This is a genomic window from Paenibacillus montaniterrae, assembly GCF_018403185.1.
Lineage (GTDB): Bacteria > Bacillota > Bacilli > Paenibacillales > Paenibacillaceae > Pristimantibacillus > Pristimantibacillus montaniterrae.
In genome coordinates, this window is record NZ_BOSE01000019.1 from 13,825 (window position 1) to 33,099 (window position 19,275).

General features: G+C 45.9%; 18 protein-coding genes. 13 read left to right on the forward strand and 5 right to left on the reverse strand.

The features are described from left to right. The first annotated feature begins 205 nt into the window (after positions 1-205). The 3 genes from KJS52_RS26685 (at position 206) to KJS52_RS26695 (ending at position 2,718) form a co-directional block, all read left to right on the forward strand. Positions 206-748 (forward strand): hypothetical protein, encoded by a 543-nt coding sequence (locus KJS52_RS26685; RefSeq protein ID WP_213520647.1) that lies wholly within the window; start codon positions 206-208, stop codon positions 746-748. Positions 749-873: 125 nt separating this feature from the next. Beyond that, on the forward strand, positions 874-1,464 hold the full coding sequence (locus KJS52_RS26690) for a DNA-3-methyladenine glycosylase (protein ID WP_373871393.1): 591 nt from the start codon (positions 874-876) through the stop codon (positions 1,462-1,464). A gap of 81 nt (positions 1,465-1,545) precedes the next feature. Beyond that, a complete protein-coding gene (locus tag KJS52_RS26695) occupies positions 1,546-2,718 on the forward strand; it encodes a MalY/PatB family protein (RefSeq protein ID WP_213520649.1) in 1,173 nt (390 codons plus the stop codon). A 64-nt stretch (positions 2,719-2,782) separates the two neighbouring features. Here KJS52_RS26695 and KJS52_RS26700 read toward each other — a convergent pair whose 3' ends face one another. From KJS52_RS26700 to uraA, 3 genes are all read right to left on the reverse strand, one after another. Next, positions 2,783-4,651 carry a cyclic nucleotide-binding domain-containing protein gene (locus KJS52_RS26700; RefSeq protein ID WP_213520651.1) on the reverse strand — a complete coding sequence of 623 codons (1,869 nt, stop codon included), beginning with the start codon at positions 4,649-4,651 and terminating at the stop codon, positions 2,783-2,785. Positions 4,652-4,744: 93 nt separating this feature from the next. Then, on the reverse strand, positions 4,745-5,359 hold the full coding sequence (locus KJS52_RS26705) for a hypothetical protein (RefSeq protein WP_213520653.1): 615 nt from the start codon (positions 5,357-5,359) through the stop codon (positions 4,745-4,747). Positions 5,360-5,467: 108 nt separating this feature from the next. Beyond that, positions 5,468-6,760 carry a uracil permease gene (uraA, locus tag KJS52_RS26710; protein ID WP_213520655.1) on the reverse strand — a complete coding sequence of 431 codons (1,293 nt, stop codon included), beginning with the start codon at positions 6,758-6,760 and terminating at the stop codon, positions 5,468-5,470. A 262-nt stretch (positions 6,761-7,022) separates the two neighbouring features. Here uraA and KJS52_RS26715 point away from each other — a divergent pair, with 262 nt between their 5' ends. From KJS52_RS26715 to KJS52_RS26755, 9 genes are all read left to right on the forward strand, one after another. Continuing rightward, positions 7,023-7,802, forward strand: coding sequence for a GTP pyrophosphokinase (locus KJS52_RS26715; protein WP_373871394.1), 780 nt, complete (start codon positions 7,023-7,025; stop codon positions 7,800-7,802). A 119-nt stretch (positions 7,803-7,921) separates the two neighbouring features. Further along, positions 7,922-8,299: an ATPase gene (locus KJS52_RS26720; protein WP_213520657.1), complete on the forward strand. Its 378-nt coding sequence runs from the start codon at positions 7,922-7,924 to the stop codon at positions 8,297-8,299. Positions 8,300-9,332: 1,033 nt separating this feature from the next. Further along, entirely contained in the window at positions 9,333-9,620 is a 288-nt protein-coding gene (gene gatC, locus KJS52_RS26725) for an Asp-tRNA(Asn)/Glu-tRNA(Gln) amidotransferase subunit GatC (protein ID WP_213520659.1), read from the forward strand. A gap of 27 nt (positions 9,621-9,647) precedes the next feature. Next, complete coding sequence (gene gatA / locus KJS52_RS26730) at positions 9,648-11,105, forward strand: Asp-tRNA(Asn)/Glu-tRNA(Gln) amidotransferase subunit GatA (RefSeq protein ID WP_213520661.1); 1,458 nt, start codon at positions 9,648-9,650, stop codon at positions 11,103-11,105. A gap of 30 nt (positions 11,106-11,135) precedes the next feature. Beyond that, positions 11,136-12,575, forward strand: a complete 1,440-nt coding sequence (gene gatB, locus KJS52_RS26735) for an Asp-tRNA(Asn)/Glu-tRNA(Gln) amidotransferase subunit GatB (protein ID WP_373871395.1) — start codon at positions 11,136-11,138, stop codon at positions 12,573-12,575. A 135-nt stretch (positions 12,576-12,710) separates the two neighbouring features. Further along, a complete protein-coding gene (locus KJS52_RS26740) occupies positions 12,711-13,436 on the forward strand; it encodes an MgtC/SapB family protein (RefSeq protein WP_213520679.1) in 726 nt (241 codons plus the stop codon). Then, positions 13,418-14,989, forward strand: a complete 1,572-nt coding sequence (locus KJS52_RS26745) for a DUF4097 family beta strand repeat-containing protein (RefSeq protein WP_213520664.1) — start codon at positions 13,418-13,420, stop codon at positions 14,987-14,989. The genes KJS52_RS26740 and KJS52_RS26745 overlap by 19 nt, the downstream gene beginning before the upstream one ends. Positions 14,990-15,070: 81 nt before the next feature. Then, positions 15,071-15,508: a peroxide-responsive transcriptional repressor PerR gene (perR, locus tag KJS52_RS26750; RefSeq protein WP_213520666.1), complete on the forward strand. Its 438-nt coding sequence runs from the start codon at positions 15,071-15,073 to the stop codon at positions 15,506-15,508. A gap of 97 nt (positions 15,509-15,605) precedes the next feature. Next, on the forward strand, positions 15,606-17,315 hold the full coding sequence (locus KJS52_RS26755; protein WP_213520668.1) for a glycosyl hydrolase family 18 protein: 1,710 nt from the start codon (positions 15,606-15,608) through the stop codon (positions 17,313-17,315). Positions 17,316-17,408: 93 nt separating this feature from the next. On the opposite strand, the gene KJS52_RS26760 is transcribed toward KJS52_RS26755, so the two are convergent. Beyond that, positions 17,409-17,777 (reverse strand): DUF2614 family zinc ribbon-containing protein, encoded by a 369-nt coding sequence (locus KJS52_RS26760; protein ID WP_246563958.1) that lies wholly within the window; start codon positions 17,775-17,777, stop codon positions 17,409-17,411. A 167-nt stretch (positions 17,778-17,944) separates the two neighbouring features. Between KJS52_RS26760 and KJS52_RS26765 the strand changes: the two genes are divergently transcribed. After that, complete coding sequence (locus tag KJS52_RS26765; protein ID WP_213520671.1) at positions 17,945-18,817, forward strand: nucleotidyltransferase-like protein; 873 nt, start codon at positions 17,945-17,947, stop codon at positions 18,815-18,817. A 251-nt stretch (positions 18,818-19,068) separates the two neighbouring features. Here the strand turns inward: KJS52_RS26765 and KJS52_RS26770 are convergent. Next, the coding region (locus KJS52_RS26770) for a hypothetical protein (RefSeq protein ID WP_213520673.1) at positions 19,069-19,275 on the reverse strand (207 nt) is incomplete at its 5' end.

Genomic DNA, 19,275 nt, shown 5'->3' on the forward strand with positions numbered 1-19,275 from the left:
AAGCTTGCGCGTTTTTATTATGACAAGCTTTGCACATAACGGGTCCTGCTGGCTAATATACATACTAATAGAGTAGCCTTAGCGAAGAGCAGAGCTGCTAATATCAAAGTTTTCAGACACGCCCTAGCAGGTATAGCAAAGCTAGCAGCTGTAAATAATAGATGAAAGAGAATCGGAATTGAATGATAGAGGGGAGCGAGGAACGATGGAGCTGGTAGTTGCAGGCTGTATCACGCTGTGCATTTTAATGTTTATATTCAGAGAGTGTGCCGTGCTATATATTGCCAGAACAAAGCGTTCGGGTCTACTGCTTGAATCGATAACATCCACGTTTTACCGCGACCATAACCATCTTTTTATACGCAGATTGGATCGCTGGCTTACGCTCGCTATTATTGCCACTGTTTTGCTATATGTGCTGTATATTTATTTGAAGCTGTCACAGGCTGCTGAGCCGTATGAGCTGCAATTTATAGATGCTGGGATTGCGATATTGCTTTATATCGTATTTCCTTCTCGTACAATCTCGCATTTTATTACGGAAAAAGGGGTGCAGGGCCAGCATAAAATAACGGACTGGACCTCGATTTATACGGTGTGTATTGAAAGTGAAAGCACGGTGCGGCGCATGCTGCTCGTACAGTTTAAAGGGAATGAGAAGATGATAGAAGGCTATATGCATGATCGAGACCTGGGCAGCTTGAAACAGCTGCTGGCGCCGCATTCGATTCTAGTAAAGGAGAATTAGCTCCCTCCCTGTTACCTAGCAAATACTTAGCTTGATGGATATGGATAAAAAAGAGGCTGCTTGCCAATCTTAGGATTTGGGCGATGGCCTCTATTTTGTGTATGATAGATGCAGGAGGGATTATGATGGATTACGAACCGCTGCAGCTAGAATTTTATGAGAAAAGCTCGCTGGAGCTCGCCAAGCAGCTTATCGGCAAGCTGCTGCTAAAGCAGACGGAGCAAGGGGTAGCCGGGGGCTTTATTGTCGAGACTGAGGCTTATGCAGGTCCAATGGATCGAGCGGCTCATAGCTATAATAATCGACGCACTGCACGTACAGAGGTGATGTTTGGTCCGGCAGGGCATATTTATACGTATCAAATGCATACGCACTGTCTTGTCAATGTGGTAGCTGCCGGCATTGGCGAGCCGCAGGCGGTGCTCATCCGCGGTGTAGAGCCGCATATAGGCTTGGAATTGATGCGCAATCGCCGTGGAGAGCTGAAATCCGATCGTGAGTTGACTAATGGGCCTGGCAAGCTGTGCAAGGCGCTAGGCATTACAATGGCGGATTACGGGCATAACGTAACTGAAAAGCCGTTATGGATTGCGGCGGGCCAAGCGTATGACTTGATTGCTGCCGGACCACGCATCGGAATACCAAACAGCGGGGAAGCAAAGGACTATCCATGGCGATTTTATGTTCCCGGCCATCCGAACGTATCGCGCGGTTAAGTGTAATAACACGCGGAAATGTTGGCGAACATCTGCAAACATGCTACAGTAATACTATATACAAAATGTGAGGTGTGGAGCTTGAGCTATAATTTTGATGAAGTAATTGATCGACGCAATACCAGATCCTATAAATGGGATCAGGTTAAACCATTATTTGGCGATGAAAGCATTCTTCCGCTGTGGGTGGCAGATATGGATTTCTATAGTCCGCCTGCAGTTAGAAAGGTTATTCGGGAAAGAGCAGAGGTCGGGATTTACGGCTATTCGATTCGTTCGCAATCTTATTTGGAGTCGGTTACCGGCTGGTTCCAGCGCAGACATAACTGGAGCTTTCAAACAGACTGGATTATTGATGTGCCAAGCGTAGTAACGACATTGAGCCTGGCCGTTGATTTATTTACAGAGCCGGGCGATTCGGTCGTACTGCAATCGCCTGTCTATTATCCGTTCTATGATGTTATAAAAGGCAACGGTCGCAAGGTGGAGCGCAATCCGTTGCTGCTCATTAACGGCCGCTATGAAATGGATTTTGTTCAGCTGGAGCAACTGTTTGCTGCTGGTGCTAAAATGATTTTGTTGTGCAATCCACACAATCCAGGCGGACGAGTATGGGAGCGTGAAACGCTGCAGCGTTTGGCTGAGCTGGCTTTGAAATACAAGGTTATTGTCGTTTCCGATGAAATTCATTGCGATCTGACCTTCCCGGGACATCCGCATACGCCGTTTGCTTCGTTGTCAGAGGAAGTGGCAGATATTACGATAACTGCACTTGCCGCAACGAAAACATTCAATTTGCCAGGCTTGCATACATCGTTTGCTATGATTTCGAATGCTCAAATGCGCGCCAAATTCGATCAACGGGTAAAGGTATTGAGCATTCATATGGCAAGCCATTTTGCTCAGGATGCGGTGCAGGCTGCATACAATGAAAGCGAGCAGTGGCTTGATGATATGCTAGTGTACGTCAAGAGCAATATGGATTACGCGATCGACTACTTGGCGGAGCATGCGCCAATGATTAAACCGCTTGTTTCGGAAGGAACCTATTTGCTTTGGCTTGATTGCCGCGCGATTAGCGAGGAGCCGGCAGTATTGAAGGAGCTTATGCATAAAAAGGCAAAGGTTGCTTTTAATGAAGGCTCGATGTTCGGAGTTGAAGGAGCTGGCTGGCTGCGCGTCAATTTGGCTTGTCCGCGCTCGATATTAGTTCAAGCGCTGCAGCAGTTTGCTGAAGCGGTTAAAGCTGTATAGCAAGCAAGGTAAAACGGGTTGTCTAGATTGTCAGTAGGTACTCATTGACAATCCAGACAACCCGTTATTTTTTGGCGCGAAGCGCTTGGCCGCAGCGCGCACAATAGCTAGCATCGGGAGGCGATACAGTTCCACAGCCGTCACATAGCAATGAAGCCAAGCTGTTTGACGCTAGCTGAAGCTCTTGTAATTGCGAATGTTGCGAAGCAGCAGCATTGATAACCGGATTGAGCAGCTGCAGCGCTTTTACTTCATCTGACATCCCTTTTCTAAGCAGCAGATAGAGCAACAGGATGCCTACTGCACCTATCATAATCATTCCTGTTAAGCGAGCAAGCCCTTCCAGCTCGTGATTATTCCATAGCGCATGCAGTACGATACTGCAAAGCATTAGACCAATCATAGATGCGAAATTGCGAATTCTTGGAGCTGAGCCTGGGCGGGCAGGCGCATCACTTCTGCTTTGTAGCCAAAACCATAAGCCGGCCGCCGCAATAGCCGTCCATGTTCCATGTCCAAATGGCGATAGCAGCGCACGCAGCCAAAGTACAGCGAGCATATCTGCAGCCGTTCCCTGCTGAAGATAAGTAAAGCCATATAGTATACTCTCGATAGCCGCAAACCCCATTCCGACAGCAGCCCCAAATACGAGTGCATCCATTAAAAAACGTTGCTTGCGATTACGCAATAACACAACAACAACAAGCAGCTTGACGCATTCTTCTATTAAGCTGATTACAATAGGCTCTGCAAATGAACCAAGCCTGCTTGCTGAGGAGCCTGCAAAGCCGCCAAAAAGCAGCCATCGCTCCAAAATTAAAGCCACTGGTGCAGCCGTTAAAGCAGAAACAACAAATACGAGCGCCAGACGAGAGCCGCGATACCCAAGCAGCTGCGCCCCGCGCACAAAGGATACGTAAGCGACTGGTCCAGCCAATCCACCGATAAATAGAGCAGCAGCAATTAATACGGGATGCTTAAGCCATACGGAGAGTATGGTCAACAATATAAATAGCCCGCCAAGTACAAGGACGATAGTGATCCAATTATCGCCGAGCTTGTAGTTATTTCGTTTTTCGGCTTTAGCTGCATGCTGCTGCTTGGCTGGCTGTTTTGCTGGCTGTTCAGGCTTAAGCAGCGCTGCAAGCTCAGGGCGACGGAGACAGATGAGCTCAATAAATTGTCTATGTACCTGCTCGTATTGCTGCAAAATATAATGGAATTCCTCTTTGCCGATTATTAACAGCTCACTGTCCTCTAATGCTGTAACCGTACCACTATAAGGACCATTCAGTAATAGATCGACTTCGCCAAAGCAATCGCCGCTGCCAAGTGTAATGATTTTGCGGCCGTTTCTTTCTACTTGAAAGCGACCGCTTGAAATCATATAGAGCTGGTTCGATATAGAGCCTTCAACGAGAACCTTTTCGCCAGAGGAAATAGAAGCTTTACGAGTTACCTCTGCAAGGCCTCGCAATTCTGCATCGGGAATAGATGACCAGATGGTCGTTTTTCGCAGCAGGCCATGCAATAAGCGGATTCGTGAGGAGAATAGAAGACTTTCATGAAACATAGGACTTGATTCGGAAAATCTGTTGAAATCAACGGATTTGAGACGCAGCGCTTCTAATTTGCCTTGTGCTTTAACATCGGCAGTACGTTTTTCCTGCAGCAACAAAGAGATCTCACCTACGATTGCCCCGGGGCCAAGCACATCTAGCACAAGGGGGCGATCGGTTATACTTCGGGTCGATACTACGGCTTGCCCCGAAACGATAAAGTAACAGCAATCTCCAATCTCGCCTTCATGAATTAGCACGTCATTATGCTCAAGCACAATATACTCCATTGCAGCGACCACGGCCTCCAGCTCATGTCTCGGAACACCGTGCAGCAATGTATGGTTTTGAATCGCTTCAACAGAACTGCCCATATTCATCTCTCCATAGCAGAACGGAACCTTCTCATTTGAGAAGATTCCGTTCAATCATCTGATTTATTTATTATATCAGATAATATTAAATTGTTAACGCATATTTCCAATAATAGAGCTTCTAGAATCCTGCATTTTCTTAATGAAGTTTGTCATTACATCGAACGCTTCATTGCGTTTATTGGTAAGGCTTTGCAGACGAAGCATATCCATTTGCTGCGAATTGCTCGTCGCATCGATTTTACTGCGCAAGCTGCTAATTATGCTGTCGATTTCCTGCGAGCTGTAGCTGCTGTTTGTCTTTGTTACAAATCCGTGCTTCAATAAGCTGTCGTTCGTGTCCTTATCCAGCGCAATGCTGGCAGATGATTGGTTCTTTGCCTGATACAGCTTGCCAATTAGCGTATTATACTCCGCAATCGTTTGGTTGCGTGCCGTTACATCATTAATCTGGCTTGATAATTGCTGATCCAGTAAGGAGGTGCGTTGCTGCTGAACCATCAGGAGAGCTGTCTCCAGATCCAGGCCCTGCAGCTGCATTGGAGTAAAGCCGCTGATTCCTCCCATATAGCCAATCGTATTATTAGTACCGCCACCGAATGCTTTCTTGACAGCTTTATAAGCTTCATCATTCATCATGACGCCAGCTCCTGCAATCATTCCAAACAACATCATGCCAACCATCGATAGTATAACTTTTTTGTTCATTACAATGACCCTCCGCGTTTCTATTGAGATGTTCTAGGTTTACTTTAGCTCTAAATTGAATTCGGGTCTGTAATGTCAATTACATATTTTGAAAAACGTCAGGCAACGTTAATGGCCTGCCTCCTCATAATCATTGGAAACCTTGAGCATGTCGAACAGCTTGAACAAAAGGCTGAGCGCAATGCCGACAATTGTAGCCAGCGACATGCCTTTCATTTGAAAGTCGCCGATTGTTAATGTAACGCCGCTCAAGCCGACAACAAGGATGACCGTAGTCAAGAACATATTAGACGGCTTGGAATAATCCACCTTCGATTCGATCAGCATGCGGAAGCCTGATGCGGCAATAACTCCGAACAGCAGCAGCGATACGCCGCCCATAACCGCCTCTGGAATATGGGCGATCAGCCAGGAGAATTTGCCAAGGAATGATAGCAGAATTGCAATAACGGCAGCGATGCCAATTACAAAGGTAGAAAATACGCGTGTAATAGCAAGTACACCAATGTTTTCACCATATGTAGTATTCGGTGTAGAGCCGACAAAGCCTGAAATGATTGTGGAAATCCCGTTGCCAAGCAGTGAGCGATGCAAGCCAGGATCTTGCGATAAATCTTTGCCGACAATATTGCTTGTTACGACGAGATGGCCGATATGCTCGGCAATAACGACAAGCGCCGCAGGAGCAATTGTTGCGATGGCTACCCAGTTGAACTCTGGTGTCGTGACCGTTGGCCAGCTGAAGAATGGAGCGTCACTTAATCCCTTGAAATCGTCCATTCTCATAATAATGGAAAGCACATAGCCGAAAATGATGCCGATCAGGATCGGGATGATACGAAGAAAACCACGGAATAGAACTGAGCCAAATACCGTCACAAGCAAAGTAGCTGTTGACAGAATGACGGTTTTAGGATCCATTGTCCATGTAGGATCAGTCGGATCATCATTAATCCAGCCAGCCATACCTGCTGCTACTGGTACAAGCTCCAGTCCGATAATTGCAATAATGGCACCCATTGCTGCTGGTGGGAAGACGACATCGATCCATTTCGTGCCTGCCTTCGCAATAATGAGAGCAACAATCGTAAAGATAAGACCGACTACGATAAAGCCGCCAAGCGCCTCAGCATAGCCGCCACCCGCCTCCTTCGTAATGATTGCTGAAGCTGGTGCGATAAAAGCAAAGCTTGAACCAAGATAAGCAGGAATTTTGCCTTTACAGATAAAGATGTAAAGGATCGTACCGATGCCGTTCATTAAAAGACAGATGGCTGGATCAACCCCGAGAAGATTCGGGACAAGCACAGTTGAACCAAACATTGCAAATAAATGCTGCAATCCGAGCATCAATGACATCGGAAGCGCTGGCCTTTCGTTAACGCCAATTGTTTTGCGCATGATCGTTGCTCCTTTATAATATAATATCCTTGTAGATTCTACATTAGCAGTTATTATTCGACAAGAGCTTTTGTTACATATTGTTCTCCGAACATGAAAAAAAGATGAATACAGCTTTAATTTATATCATAGGTAGATGAAAGCAGCAGGACGAACGGGAAGTTCCGGGTTATTTGCACCTGAATGCAGCATTCGTATACAATAAACATAACAAGCTTTTTCGTAGGCTATTGTAAAAGTAGGACAAGTGAGGAGAAAACAGATGGAAAACTATCAGATGATTTCCAATCAAGTCGAGCAATTTAAACGGTTGCGTGAAGAAGTAACTCGCATCATGATGATGTACCAATTTGCCTTAAACGAGCTTGAAACTAAAATTGAAATATTGAAGGAAGAATTTCAATTGCTGCATGATTACAGCCCAATTGAGCATACAAAATCTCGCGTGAAGTCCTTCGAAAGCATAATCGGCAAAATTCAGCGCAAGCAGCTGCCATTTTCGGTGAACAGCATTCGCAACGGAATTAAAGATATTGCCGGCATTCGCATCACATGTTCATTTATATCTGACATATATCGTATAAAGGAAATGCTGGAGCAGCATTTTGATGTAGAGATTTATGAAGAAAAGGATTATATTAAAGATCCTAAGCCTAATGGCTATCGCAGCTTGCATTTAATTGCAGGTGTTCCGGTCGTCATGACAACAGGGCGCGAAATTGTTTGTGTTGAAATTCAAATTCGTACAATTGCTATGGACTTCTGGGCAAGCCTGGAGCATAAAATATTCTACAAGTATGACGAAGCGGTTCCTCCTCATTTAACGAAGGAGCTGAAGCAGGCGGCCGATGCAGCCAATTTGCTTGACCAGCAAATGGAACGGCTTCACAAAGAAATTTCGATTATTAAGGAGAAGCAACAGGATGTGGGCGACGAGTTTACAAAGCTGCTTTTGTCGCAGGTCGGCCAATCGCAGTTAAAGCTTCCGCCAATCATTGAGCAAGAGGTTGGGCAAATTCTCCGAGACGAGAAGAAATCGTAAGCAAAACATAATGAAATCGCACAATATCAGCAGCAAACATAGACAGATGCTAGAAAGTTTAGTAGGATAATAGGCATATCACATAGCATCGCATGTGCGAAACATAGGGGTTGATGTTGATGTTACCACTTGGATCTAAAGTCGTGTTTGTAGAGGATCAGTTCGAGCAGAAGCTGCCGATCGGTGAGTATGGGTACATCATCGCGTATGATCGAAACGCGGATAATGTTTTTGATTATGTTGTACGTGTTCCTGCACTGAATCGTAATTTTGCTGTACCTGAGGAAGATATCGAGCTTGAGTCTGTCCTTCTGAAGCAAGAAGCAGAAAAGATAGAAAAAGAAGCATTGATAGATTATGCACTCGCAACACACAACGAGAAATTATTCCATTATATTATGAACGGCGAAGCCGAGGATAATCATGAAGAAGCAGAAGCTGCTCCAATGACAGGCGAGGAGTTTATTCGTCAAATTAATTTAAAAGCCTGGATCTAGCAACAAAGCTGGCTTCAGCGCTCCGGAGCAAAGCGGTCCTCCAGTCGCTTTTTAAACCCTTATGCTTATATTTGGGATTAGTTGTAGCATAAGGGTTTAAAGGCGACCCACATTCGTTTTTCGGACCGCTTTGCTCCTCCGCTGGAGTTTTCTTTTGTGGCATTCAGGCTTCGATGTTGAAAAAAGCTTTAAGTAGCTTCAGCGCTGCGGAGCAAAGCATCCTCCAGTCGCTTTTTAAATCGTAATGCTCTTATTTAATTTTTAAGGTTGCATTACGATGTTAAAGGCGACCCACTACGTTTTTCGGATGCTTTGCTCCTCCGCTGGAGCTTTTTTTGGCTTTCAGGCTTCGATGTTGAAAAAAAGCTTTAAGTAGCTTCAGCGCTGCGGAGCAAAGCATCCTCCAGTCGCTTTTTAAATCGTAATGCTCTTATTTAATTTTTAAGGTTGCATTATGATGTTAAAGGCGACCCACTACGTTTTTCGGATTGCTTTGCTCCTCCGCTGGAGTTTTTTTTGGTTGGACCAAGAAGCTTGGACGCTAGTAGAAAATGAGAGCGCAGCGTAGGCACCAGCTACGTGAGCACCTCCAATGTTTCCGGCGGAAACATACATCTGAAGCCTAAGCTTTCGCTAGCGTCCAAGATTCGCCGCCGACCATGCTACGAAGAAGCCGCATCGTCATCAAAGCCTAGCTTTTTAAACTTCCTCTACCAATGAGGTTTAAAAAGCTGGGCTTTCAGGACCAAGAAGCTTGGACGCTAGTAGAAAATGAGGAGCGCAGCGTAGGCACCTGCTACGTGAGCACCGGAATTTTCGCTAGCGTCCAAGATTCGCCGTCGAATCCACTGCGAAGCGTCGCATCGTCATCAAAGCCCAGCTTTTTAAACTTCCTCTTAACCTCGAACATTGCTATATTAGTCCCATGCAGGCTATAATATAAGGCGTGAATGTACATAAGATGATGCTGTATGCATCATCAGCGGAATTCGTAATAGCGAAAGCCTAACGAAGGATTAAGGAGAGTAGTCGAATGAGCATAACGTTGAAGGATGTTGAACATGTAGCCAATCTTGCACGCTTGGAGCTTTCAGATGCTGAAAAAGCTCAGTTCACCGAGCAGCTCAATGCAATTTTGAAATATGCGGAAAAGCTGAATGAGCTTGATACGGATAATGTCGAGCCAACCAGCCATGTGTTTGAGCTTGTAAATGTGATGCGTGATGATGTTCAGAAGGAGTCCTTGCCGATTGAGAAGGTACTGCTGAATGCGCCGGATGAAGAAGACGACCAAATTAAAGTGCCAGCGGTCATTGAATAAGAGAGAAAGTGAAGGGAGGAACTTCTGTTGTTACCTTTTGAATTAAGTTTACAGGAAGTAGGAGCAAAGCTAAGAAGCAAGGAGCTTTCCGTAACGGAATTGGTGGATGCTTCCTACAAGCGTATCGCCGAAACAGACGATACGCTAAAGGCGTTTATTACGCTGAATGAGGATGAGGCTCGCAAGCAAGCTGGCAAGCTTGATCAGGAGCTGGCAAACGGAGAAGCGCAGGGTGCGCTGTTTGGCTTGCCTGCGGGTATTAAAGATAATATTGTAACAGAGGGCCTGCTTACAACCTGTGCCAGCCAATTTTTGAAAAACTACAATCCAATCTATGATGCGACTGTAACACGCAAGCTGCGTGCTGCTGGTACGGTAACGATTGGCAAGCTGAATATGGACGAGTTTGCAATGGGCGGCTCAAATGAGAACTCCAGCTATTTCCCTACTCGCAACCCTTGGAACCCTGACTACGTGCCTGGCGGCTCAAGCGGTGGTTCTGCGGCAGCAGTAGCTGCTGGACAAGTCTATTTCGCACTTGGCTCGGACACAGGCGGCTCGATTCGCCAGCCTGCTGCTTATTGCGGGATCGTTGGCTTGAAGCCTACCTACGGACTTGTTTCGCGTTTCGGCCTCGTAGCCTTTGCTTCCTCGCTTGATCAAATCGGTCCGCTAACGAAAAATGTCGAGGATGCCGCGCATGTGCTGCAGGCAATTGCCGGCTATGATGAGAAGGACTCAACCTCTGCCAATGTGGTGATTCCTAACTACAGCGAGGCATTGACGGGTGATGTAAAAGGGTTGCGCATTGCTGTACCGAAGGAGTACTTGGGTGAAGGCATCGACCCACGCGTTAAGGAAGCGGTTATGAACGCACTGAAAACGTACGAGTCGCTGGGAGCAGTTTGGGAAGAGGTTTCTCTGCCGCATACCGAATATGCGATTGCAACCTATTATTTGCTTGCTTCTTCCGAGGCATCCTCCAATCTTGCACGCTTTGACGGTGTACGCTATGGCGTGCGTGCCGAAAATCCTGAAAATCTGCTTGATCTATATCGCAAATCACGCTCACAGGGCTTCGGTCCAGAAGTGAAGCGCCGCATTATGCTGGGGACGTACGCGCTTAGCTCCGGCTATTATGATGCGTACTACTTGAAAGCACAGAAGGTGCGTACGCTGATCAAGCAGGATTTTGATCAAGTTTTTGAAAAATATGATCTTGTGATCGGACCGACTGCGCCAACAACAGCATTCCGTATCGGCGAGCAGGTGGGCGATCCGCTAACGATGTATTTGAACGATATTTGTACCATTCCGGTTTCGCTTGCAGGTATTCCAGCGATCAGCATACCTTGCGGACAAGCTGATGGCTTGCCAATCGGCATGCAAATTATCGGCAAAGCATTTGATGAATCAACTGTATTGCGCGCAGCTCATGCGTTTGAAGCAAATACTGAATTTCATAAGCAGCGCCCTTCGCTATAGCTCTGCGTGATGACGAAAGGATAGATGAATATGACTACGAACAAATATGAAACGGTCGTAGGCCTGGAGGTTCACGTTGAGCTGCATACGAATAGTAAAATTTTTTGTGGCTGCTCAACTGAATTCGGCGCTCCTGCGAACTCACATACTTGCCCGGTCTGCCTAGGGCATCCAGGCGTTCTGCCTGTACTTAATCGCCAAGCAGTTGAATATGCGATGAAGGCAGCGATGGCTTTGAATTGTCAAATTGCTGACGTAAGCAAATTTGACCGTAAAAACTATTTCTATCCGGACTCGCCAAAGGCGTATCAGATTTCACAATACGATCAGCCAATTGGCGAGCACGGTTATATTGACATTGAAGTCGACGGAGAAACAAAGCGAATCGGCATTACTCGCGTGCACCTGGAGGAGGACGCAGGCAAGCTGACGCATATTGATGGCGGCTATGCTTCGCTTGTTGACTTTAACCGTGTCGGTACGCCTTTGATTGAAATTGTATCCGAGCCGGATATTCGCACGCCTGAAGAAGCGAAGGCTTATTTGGAGAAGCTTCGTTCCATTATGCTGTACTGTGAAGTATCGGATGTAAAGATGGAAGAAGGCAGCATGCGCTGTGATGCCAATATCAGCTTGCGTCCATATGGACAAAAGGAATTTGGCACGCGCGCCGAGCTGAAAAATATGAACTCGATGCGCAACGTGCAGCGTGGTCTGGAATATGAGCAGCTGCGCCAGGCGGAAATTTTGGATGCAGGCGGCGAGGTTGTACAGGAAACACGTCGTTATGACGACGCATCCGGCAAGACTTTCTCGATGCGCGGCAAGGAAGAAGCGCATGACTACCGCTACTTCCCGGACCCGGATCTTGTTAAGCTGCATATTAGCCAGGAATGGAAGGACGCGGTTCGTGCTACCATTCCAGAGCTTCCGGATGCAAGAAAAGAACGCTATACATCGCAATACGAGCTGTCCAGCTATGATGCCGAGGTCATCACGTCATCGAAGAAGCTTGCCGATCTATTTGAAGAAAGCTTGAATTATACGAAGGATGCCAAAGGCGCTGCCAACTGGATTATGGGCGACCTGCTAGGCTACTTGAATGCCAATAATAAAGAGCTGTCGGATGTTGGTCTTACTGGACAAGGGCTAGGCGAAATGCTTGAGCTGCTTGGCAAAGGCACAATTAACGGCAAAATCGCCAAAACTGTATTCAAGACGATGCTGGAAACAGGCAAGCTGCCTCAGCAAATCGTTGAGGAGCAAGGGCTGGTACAAATTAGTGATGAAGGCGCCTTGCTGGCTATTGTGGATGCCGTTATTGAACGCAACCCGCAGTCTGTCGAGGATTATCGTGCCGGCAAGGAAAAAGCGATCGGCTTCCTTGTTGGTCAGCTAATGAAGGAGACGAAGGGCAAGGCGAACCCGGCTCTGGTCAACAAGCTGCTTATTGAACGCTTAAAATCTTAAGCATCGTATTTTGCTAAATTGCATAATATGTAAGATAGTTTGCTGCGCGATTTCATATTGAGATCGCGCAGCAGCTCTATATGCGAGCGCGCCAATGATCATCTCATGTAAGGGAGTGCTTATATGCTACTTGCTATGGAAAGCCCTTGGTACATCAGTGAAAGTGAAATTTTAATCAGGCTCGTTATCGCACTTGTTCTGGGCGGAATTGTTGGCTTTGAGCGGGAGCAGCACAGGCATGCAGCGGGGTTCCGCACGAACATACTTGTTTGTGTTGGCGCTTGCTTAATGATGCTTCTGTCCATTTACGGATTTTCAGATTTCGTTAACGAATGGAATGTTCGCGTCGATCCGGCAAGGCTTGCAGCGGCTGTTATTACAGGAGTAGGCTTTCTCGGCGCGGGAACGATTCTGTTTACGGGCAAAAAAATATCTGGACTGACTACGGCAGCCTCGCTTTGGGTTGTCGCGGCAGTAGGTTTGGCGGTAGGCGCAGGCTTTTACTTTGCTTCGATCGCGGTTACAGTGATGGTTATTTTAACGCTTTGGCTGTTTAACAAGCTGGAGCAGCGTTTTATTCGCAACAAAAAGCAATATATCATTCATATAAAATGCACGGACCAGGCCGCGCTGCTAAGCGATGTGCAGCAGAAGCTTAAAGCTCACAGCATTGCGCTGCACAAGCTGTCTGTTGGCGATCTTGAGGAAGCGGGCACGACCGCATCTAACGACGAATTGGCGAAAAAAAGAGTGGAGATTACACTTCACGTCGATATAGAGCGCAAATCCGACGAGGCGATCGTCTCATTTGTGCATGATTTGAAGCAAGTGGAGGGCATTCATTGGATTCAGTACGAGTAGGCAGAAGGATATGGCTCATCGCAATCTTGTCAATCATCTTGCCAGGCTTAGGGCATTGGCTGGTTGGAAAATGGGATAAGGCAATCTTTATTATAAGCAGCTTTCTATTTCATGTAACACTTGCATATACATTGTTACATATGGTTGTGATCGAGCAGCCTGTTAGTGTTGCTTATTTAATGCTGATTATTCCTTACCACTATTTCTATGCCATTTTTAATAGCCTGCAAGCGCTGCAGGATCGGTACTCTTATATTTCGCCAGTTATGCTTTGGCTGTCCAGCGGGTTTCTGATTGCTGCTGCAGCATTGTGGCTGCCTTTCGATGTTTTGTATCCGTACAAGCAAGCGATTATTAAGCTGTATCCAAGCGCACTGCTCATATGCACCGCCGCATACTTTTTGCTTCATTTGCGCAAGCGAAACAATGGCAAGCTGTATCTCATACGAATTAGTGCTGCCTTGTCGCTGCTGCTGCTTATGATTTTGCTGCTGCTGCAGGAAACGGTGCCTATTCAGTGGCGCAATTGGCTGCTGGCTGTTCCATTTATACTGTTGATCGAGTTGGCGCTAATTGTGCTGTACCGCTATAGCCGTGAGGTGAAATCAGGCTATCGCCTTGATAGCTGGGGAGTTATCGTAACGGTATTGCTTGCCGCCAGCACTTACGTCGTTGTTCAGTATAGCCATTATCCCGCGCAGCTTTTGGAGAGCTTCCATGCGCCGACTATAGATGAGGAGCAGCTTGATGGAGAGTACGGTTATCGCTATGAGCTGCCGCCGGTCAAAGTGCCCACCACTGATTTTGCATCGCTTCAGCTCCGTCATCTGAACGGGTATGTCAGCATCAGCAGCAGCGACGATGTGGAGGAGATGACGATATTTCCCGTGCTCTATGTCAATAGCGATAACGAGCAGGAGGCGTTGGAGGTTAAGGAGCAGAGCAATATCGACGTTAGCTTTGAGCAGAAAATATCTATTGTAACCTCCTTGCCGCGATATCGCTTAAACCAGTATCCGCGGATGAATTTGAAGGTTGTTTTGCCCCGCCAGCAGCGTTTTTTGCGGGATGCTGATGTACGGGTTGAGCATGGGGCGATTAGCATTCGTGATTTGGTGCTGACTGGTGCTTTAGAGGTTGAGAGCAATACGGCGGCCATTCAATTGAACTCGTTAATTGGCGCCATCAAAGCGAATACGAAAAGCGGCTCCATTTATATGAACAAAATGGTTGGAGCAATTACCGCACAAAGCAAAAAAGGCGATATTACGATTATTGCTCCTGCTCGTTCTGTAGCAGCAACCTCGCTAAATGGGGATATAGAGGTGCAAACAAAGCAATTGCAGGGCGATATAAGCTTGAATGCGACGGTTGGAAATATTAAGCTCGAGCTGCCAAAGCAGGCTGACTACGAGCTAAGCGCCAAGGTATCGTTTGGTTACATCAATTCCGGCCAGTCTTTGCATAATCAGCTTAAAGAGCTAAAATACCGCGGTGGGGCAGCCATCTACAGCGTTGAGCTGTACGCTTCGCACTATATTTTGCTAAAATGAGAGATTGCCCCGATTCGTTGACAAAACTTTAGAAAAAAACGTACAATAGAATTATTATCAAATGAGAAAGGCGTGAGGGGAATGATTGCCAACGTACAATTGGCTTTGGAACAATTGAAAACGAACGGCGTGCGTATGACCCCGCAGCGACACGCTATATTGAGCTTTCTGATGGATACAAAGTCCCATCCAACTGCTGATGATATTTATAAAGCATTATCACCGACCTATCCAAGCATGAGTGTGGCTACTATATACAATAACCTGCGCTTGTTCGTCGAAGCTGGTCTTGTGCGTGAATTGACCTATGGGGATGATTCCAGCCGTTTCGATGCGGATTTATCAGATCATTATCATGCAATATGCAAGGGCTGTGGAGCAATCGTTGATTTTGTACACCCGCCACTGCTCGAAGTAGAGCAGGCAGCAGCAGAAACAACCGGCTTCGTTGTCGAAGGTCACCGGATGGAAATTTACGGACTATGTCAATCATGCACTGCTAAAAAATTAGAGCATTGATGCTGTCAATTGAAAAATGAAAACATAAACGTGCAGCGCAGCGAATTATCGCGAGTTTGCACGTTTTTATTTAGGAGAGAATTGGAGAGAAAGAGACATGACACAGCAATACCCACCACGTCGAAGGCGTCGACGCGGATCACTAAACTGGTTTATATTTTTACTTGCGTTGGCGGCAACCTGTGTAGTTGGCTATATGAAGCTTGTTCCGTCCTTTGAGCAGCGGGATGCTGCCTATGAGGTTGAGCATCCCATTTATTATAATGGTGTTCTTCAGCAGCATGGCGCTTTCATTCAGGACGAGCATGTCAAGCTGCCGCTGCCTTTACTTGATGAGCTGTTGGATAACTCGCCTATTTACTATGAACAGGAAAGCAATATGCTGGTGCTGACAACGCTGGATAAGGTGCTTCGCTTTAAGACAGAATCGTTGAATGCGCTATTGAATGAAAAAAGCTATGAGCTGAACATTGCTGCTCAGGTTGAAAATGATACTGTATACATCCCTGCTGAGATCATTGAGCAGCTGTACGGCTTGCATATTCAGCAGCTGGATGGCGATGTGATTGCGATTTACGATCCTGAGTTTACCGTGCAAACTGCGCTTGTTGCTCGAAGCAAAGGAACGGCATTGCGAGCTGAACCGCATATAAAAAGCCCTTACTATAAGGAACTGAGCGCTAATCAGCTCGTTATGGTTTGGGAAGAGGGAGAAAGCTGGAGCAAGGTTCAGACGATGGACGGTGTACAAGGCTATGTCAAGAGCGCTCATTTGCGTGCGCAGGACCCAATCGTGTACACTCCATCCATAGAGCCGTACGAAGGACTTAAGCATGACTTGACTGGCAAAAAGATCAATCTCGTTTGGGAAGCGATTTATAACAGGCAGCCTGACCTGTCGAGCATGCCTGCCATGGAAGGTGTTAATGTCGTAAGCCCGACCTGGTTTGAGCTGGTAGACGGAAAAGGAACAATTCAGGGCAAGGCTACTCACGAATATGTTGAATGGGCGCATGGGCGCGGCTATCAAATATGGGGGCTGTTCAGCAACGGCTTTGAGCCTGATCAAACAAGCGAGGTGCTGGCAAGCACAGAGAAGCGCTTTTATATGATTCAGCAGCTTGTTGCGTTCGCACAGCTTTATAAGCTTGATGGAATCAATATTGATTTTGAAAATGTATATACGGAAGACAAGGAAAATTTGGTGCAATTCGTCAAAGAAATGATGCCTATTATGCATGAACAGGGCCTTGTCGTTTCAATTGATGTTACACCGAAGTCGAACAGTGAAATGTGGTCGCTATTTATCGACCGCGAGGCGCTTGGCAAGCTTGTCGACTATATGATGGTCATGGCCTATGACGAGCACTGGGCAGCAAGTCCTAAAGCAGGCTCAGTTGCATCTTTGCCATGGGTAGAGCAATCGCTTTTGCGAATACTGGAAGAAGATCAAGTCCCTTCAGAAAAGCTGGTTTTGGGGATGCCGCTGTACACTCGCATCTGGTCAGAGGAAGCGCAGTCCGATGGTTCAGTCAAGGTAAGCTCCAAGGCTGTTGGCATGTCCAAGGTTGATGAAATTATTGCTGAGCACAAGCTTACTCCCCAATATGATGACTCAATCGGTCAAAATTATGTGGAGTATACAGAGGATGGCGTCAAGCAGCGAATTTGGATCGAAGATGAAACATCGATAAAGGCTCGTACTGCACTCGTGCACAAGCATAAGCTTGCAGGTGTTGCCTCATGGCAAAGATCGTTTGCCAAGAATGAAATATGGCCTGTTATTGAAAAAGGGCTTGAGCAATAGCATTGATAACTTTATAGCTGATTAACAAAAATGGCGCTGCTTACAGGAAGCAGCGCCATTTTTGTACTGTTATGTAGCAAACGCTTATTGAAGCTATGCCTTCTCTACACTTTGCGCTTCAGGCATCGTAGTTGCTTGCTGTGGGTCTAATGTCAAAATCGTTTTGCAGTACATGCAGCGATCCGTTTTGCCAAGCATTTTTGTTGGTCGGTTGCACTCTGGGCATTGCAGCATCGTTGCGCTTGTTGACATCATGCCCGCCCAAAAGTAAATGGCAACACTAATAAATAATGCAATCATGCCAAGTACAAGAAAGATTGCGGCCACAATTTTCCCAACATCTCCGAATAGAAGGATGCCACCAGTACCAAGAATCATGACCCCCATTCCGACTAGCGTAAAAATCATTCCCCAAAGTCGAAACTCATTAATTTTTGCAGTTTTAAAAAATAGATTTTTCACAGCGGTACTCCTTTCTGAGTACATTTATTTTAACAAAATTTGATTGCGAAAATGACAAAACATTTCAAAATCGAGCAGGAATCAACATAATCTTGTCGAACAATTTTTAATGTCTGCAATTTCATATTATATCGTATCTTTGTACGATAAGCTATACGGAGGCAGTAGTGGAGGATATAAAAAAACATTTACTTGAAAGATATGAGGCAAGGTCGGATGTTCAAGGACTTGTGCTTATGCATAACACCGAACGTTTTCCGTTTCATACGAATGAATATGTCTACTATGTATTAGTCGTATCCTCGTTGGACGTTATCGTTCGCAAGGTGGAGCATTTAGAGATAGAAAATGAACGAGTCTTCATTCGAACCGTACACGAAAGTGATATTGAAAATCCAGCGGCAAGTGTTAGTCGTTATCATTTGATGGATTGGTTAATTTCAGGTGAAATCATTGCAGATCGTCAAGGCTCGCTGCTTGCGTTAAAGCAGCATATTTTGAAGTTTCCCGATGAATTGAGAAACCAGCGCAAGCTCAAAGAGTATTGCGGCTTTTTGGAAACGCTATTTCAAGCTAAGCGCAATTTAACGGAAGGGAATGTGCTGGATGCATACTCGCAAATTTTAGTCGCTATCCATCACTGGGCACACATCGTATTGATTGAGGAAGGACTACATCCAGAGCTTACCGTATGGAAGCAGCTAAGAAAGGTGCATCCCGGCATCTACAAATTGTACGAGGAGTTAATCGCAAGTCCAGAAACCATTGAACAGCGTGTAGAGCTGGTTATGCTTGCTTGCGAGTTTTCAGCGATGAGCAAAATGAAAAGCTGCTGTATATATTTGCTGGATGTCATGCAGGAGAAGCAGGAGTCCTGGAGCATTAATGAGCTTCAGTCTCATCCAAGACTGAAGTATATCGTAGAAGACATCACGCTAGTGGTGCAGAAGCTTGTTCAAGGACATCTATTAAAAGAGGTTGCAGCCTTTAATAATGATCAGGTTGATGAAGTGATTGAACTTCGATACATCACTGCATAATGCTGTGGCAGTATAAGTTGCACAGCTTATGCTGCCTAAATGGTCGTTGTTGCTTTAATCTATTGGTCCCTTCAGCTGTAGTTTTACAGCAGCATATTTTCTTCGACTTTTTTCGTTAAAAACTGTTGACTTCTATAGGCGATCTGTGATAAATTACTACTTGTCGCTCCGAAGCAGCTGAAGAATTTTTCGAAAATGAATTTTATCTTTTTGAAAAAAAAGCTTGCAAAGAGTAACCAAGATGTGATATATTATTCCTTGTCGCCGCAAGCGCGACGATGAAAAAACATCAAGAAAGCTTCATGAATCGTATTGGATTTTGAAGCGAAATTTGATCCTTGAAAACTGAACAACGAGTAAGAACTGCCATCAATGTTGCCGCCCCGTCGGTCAACATTGATAAAAGCGAAATACAATGAGCAAGACAAACTTTCATGGAGAGTTTGATCCTGGCTCAG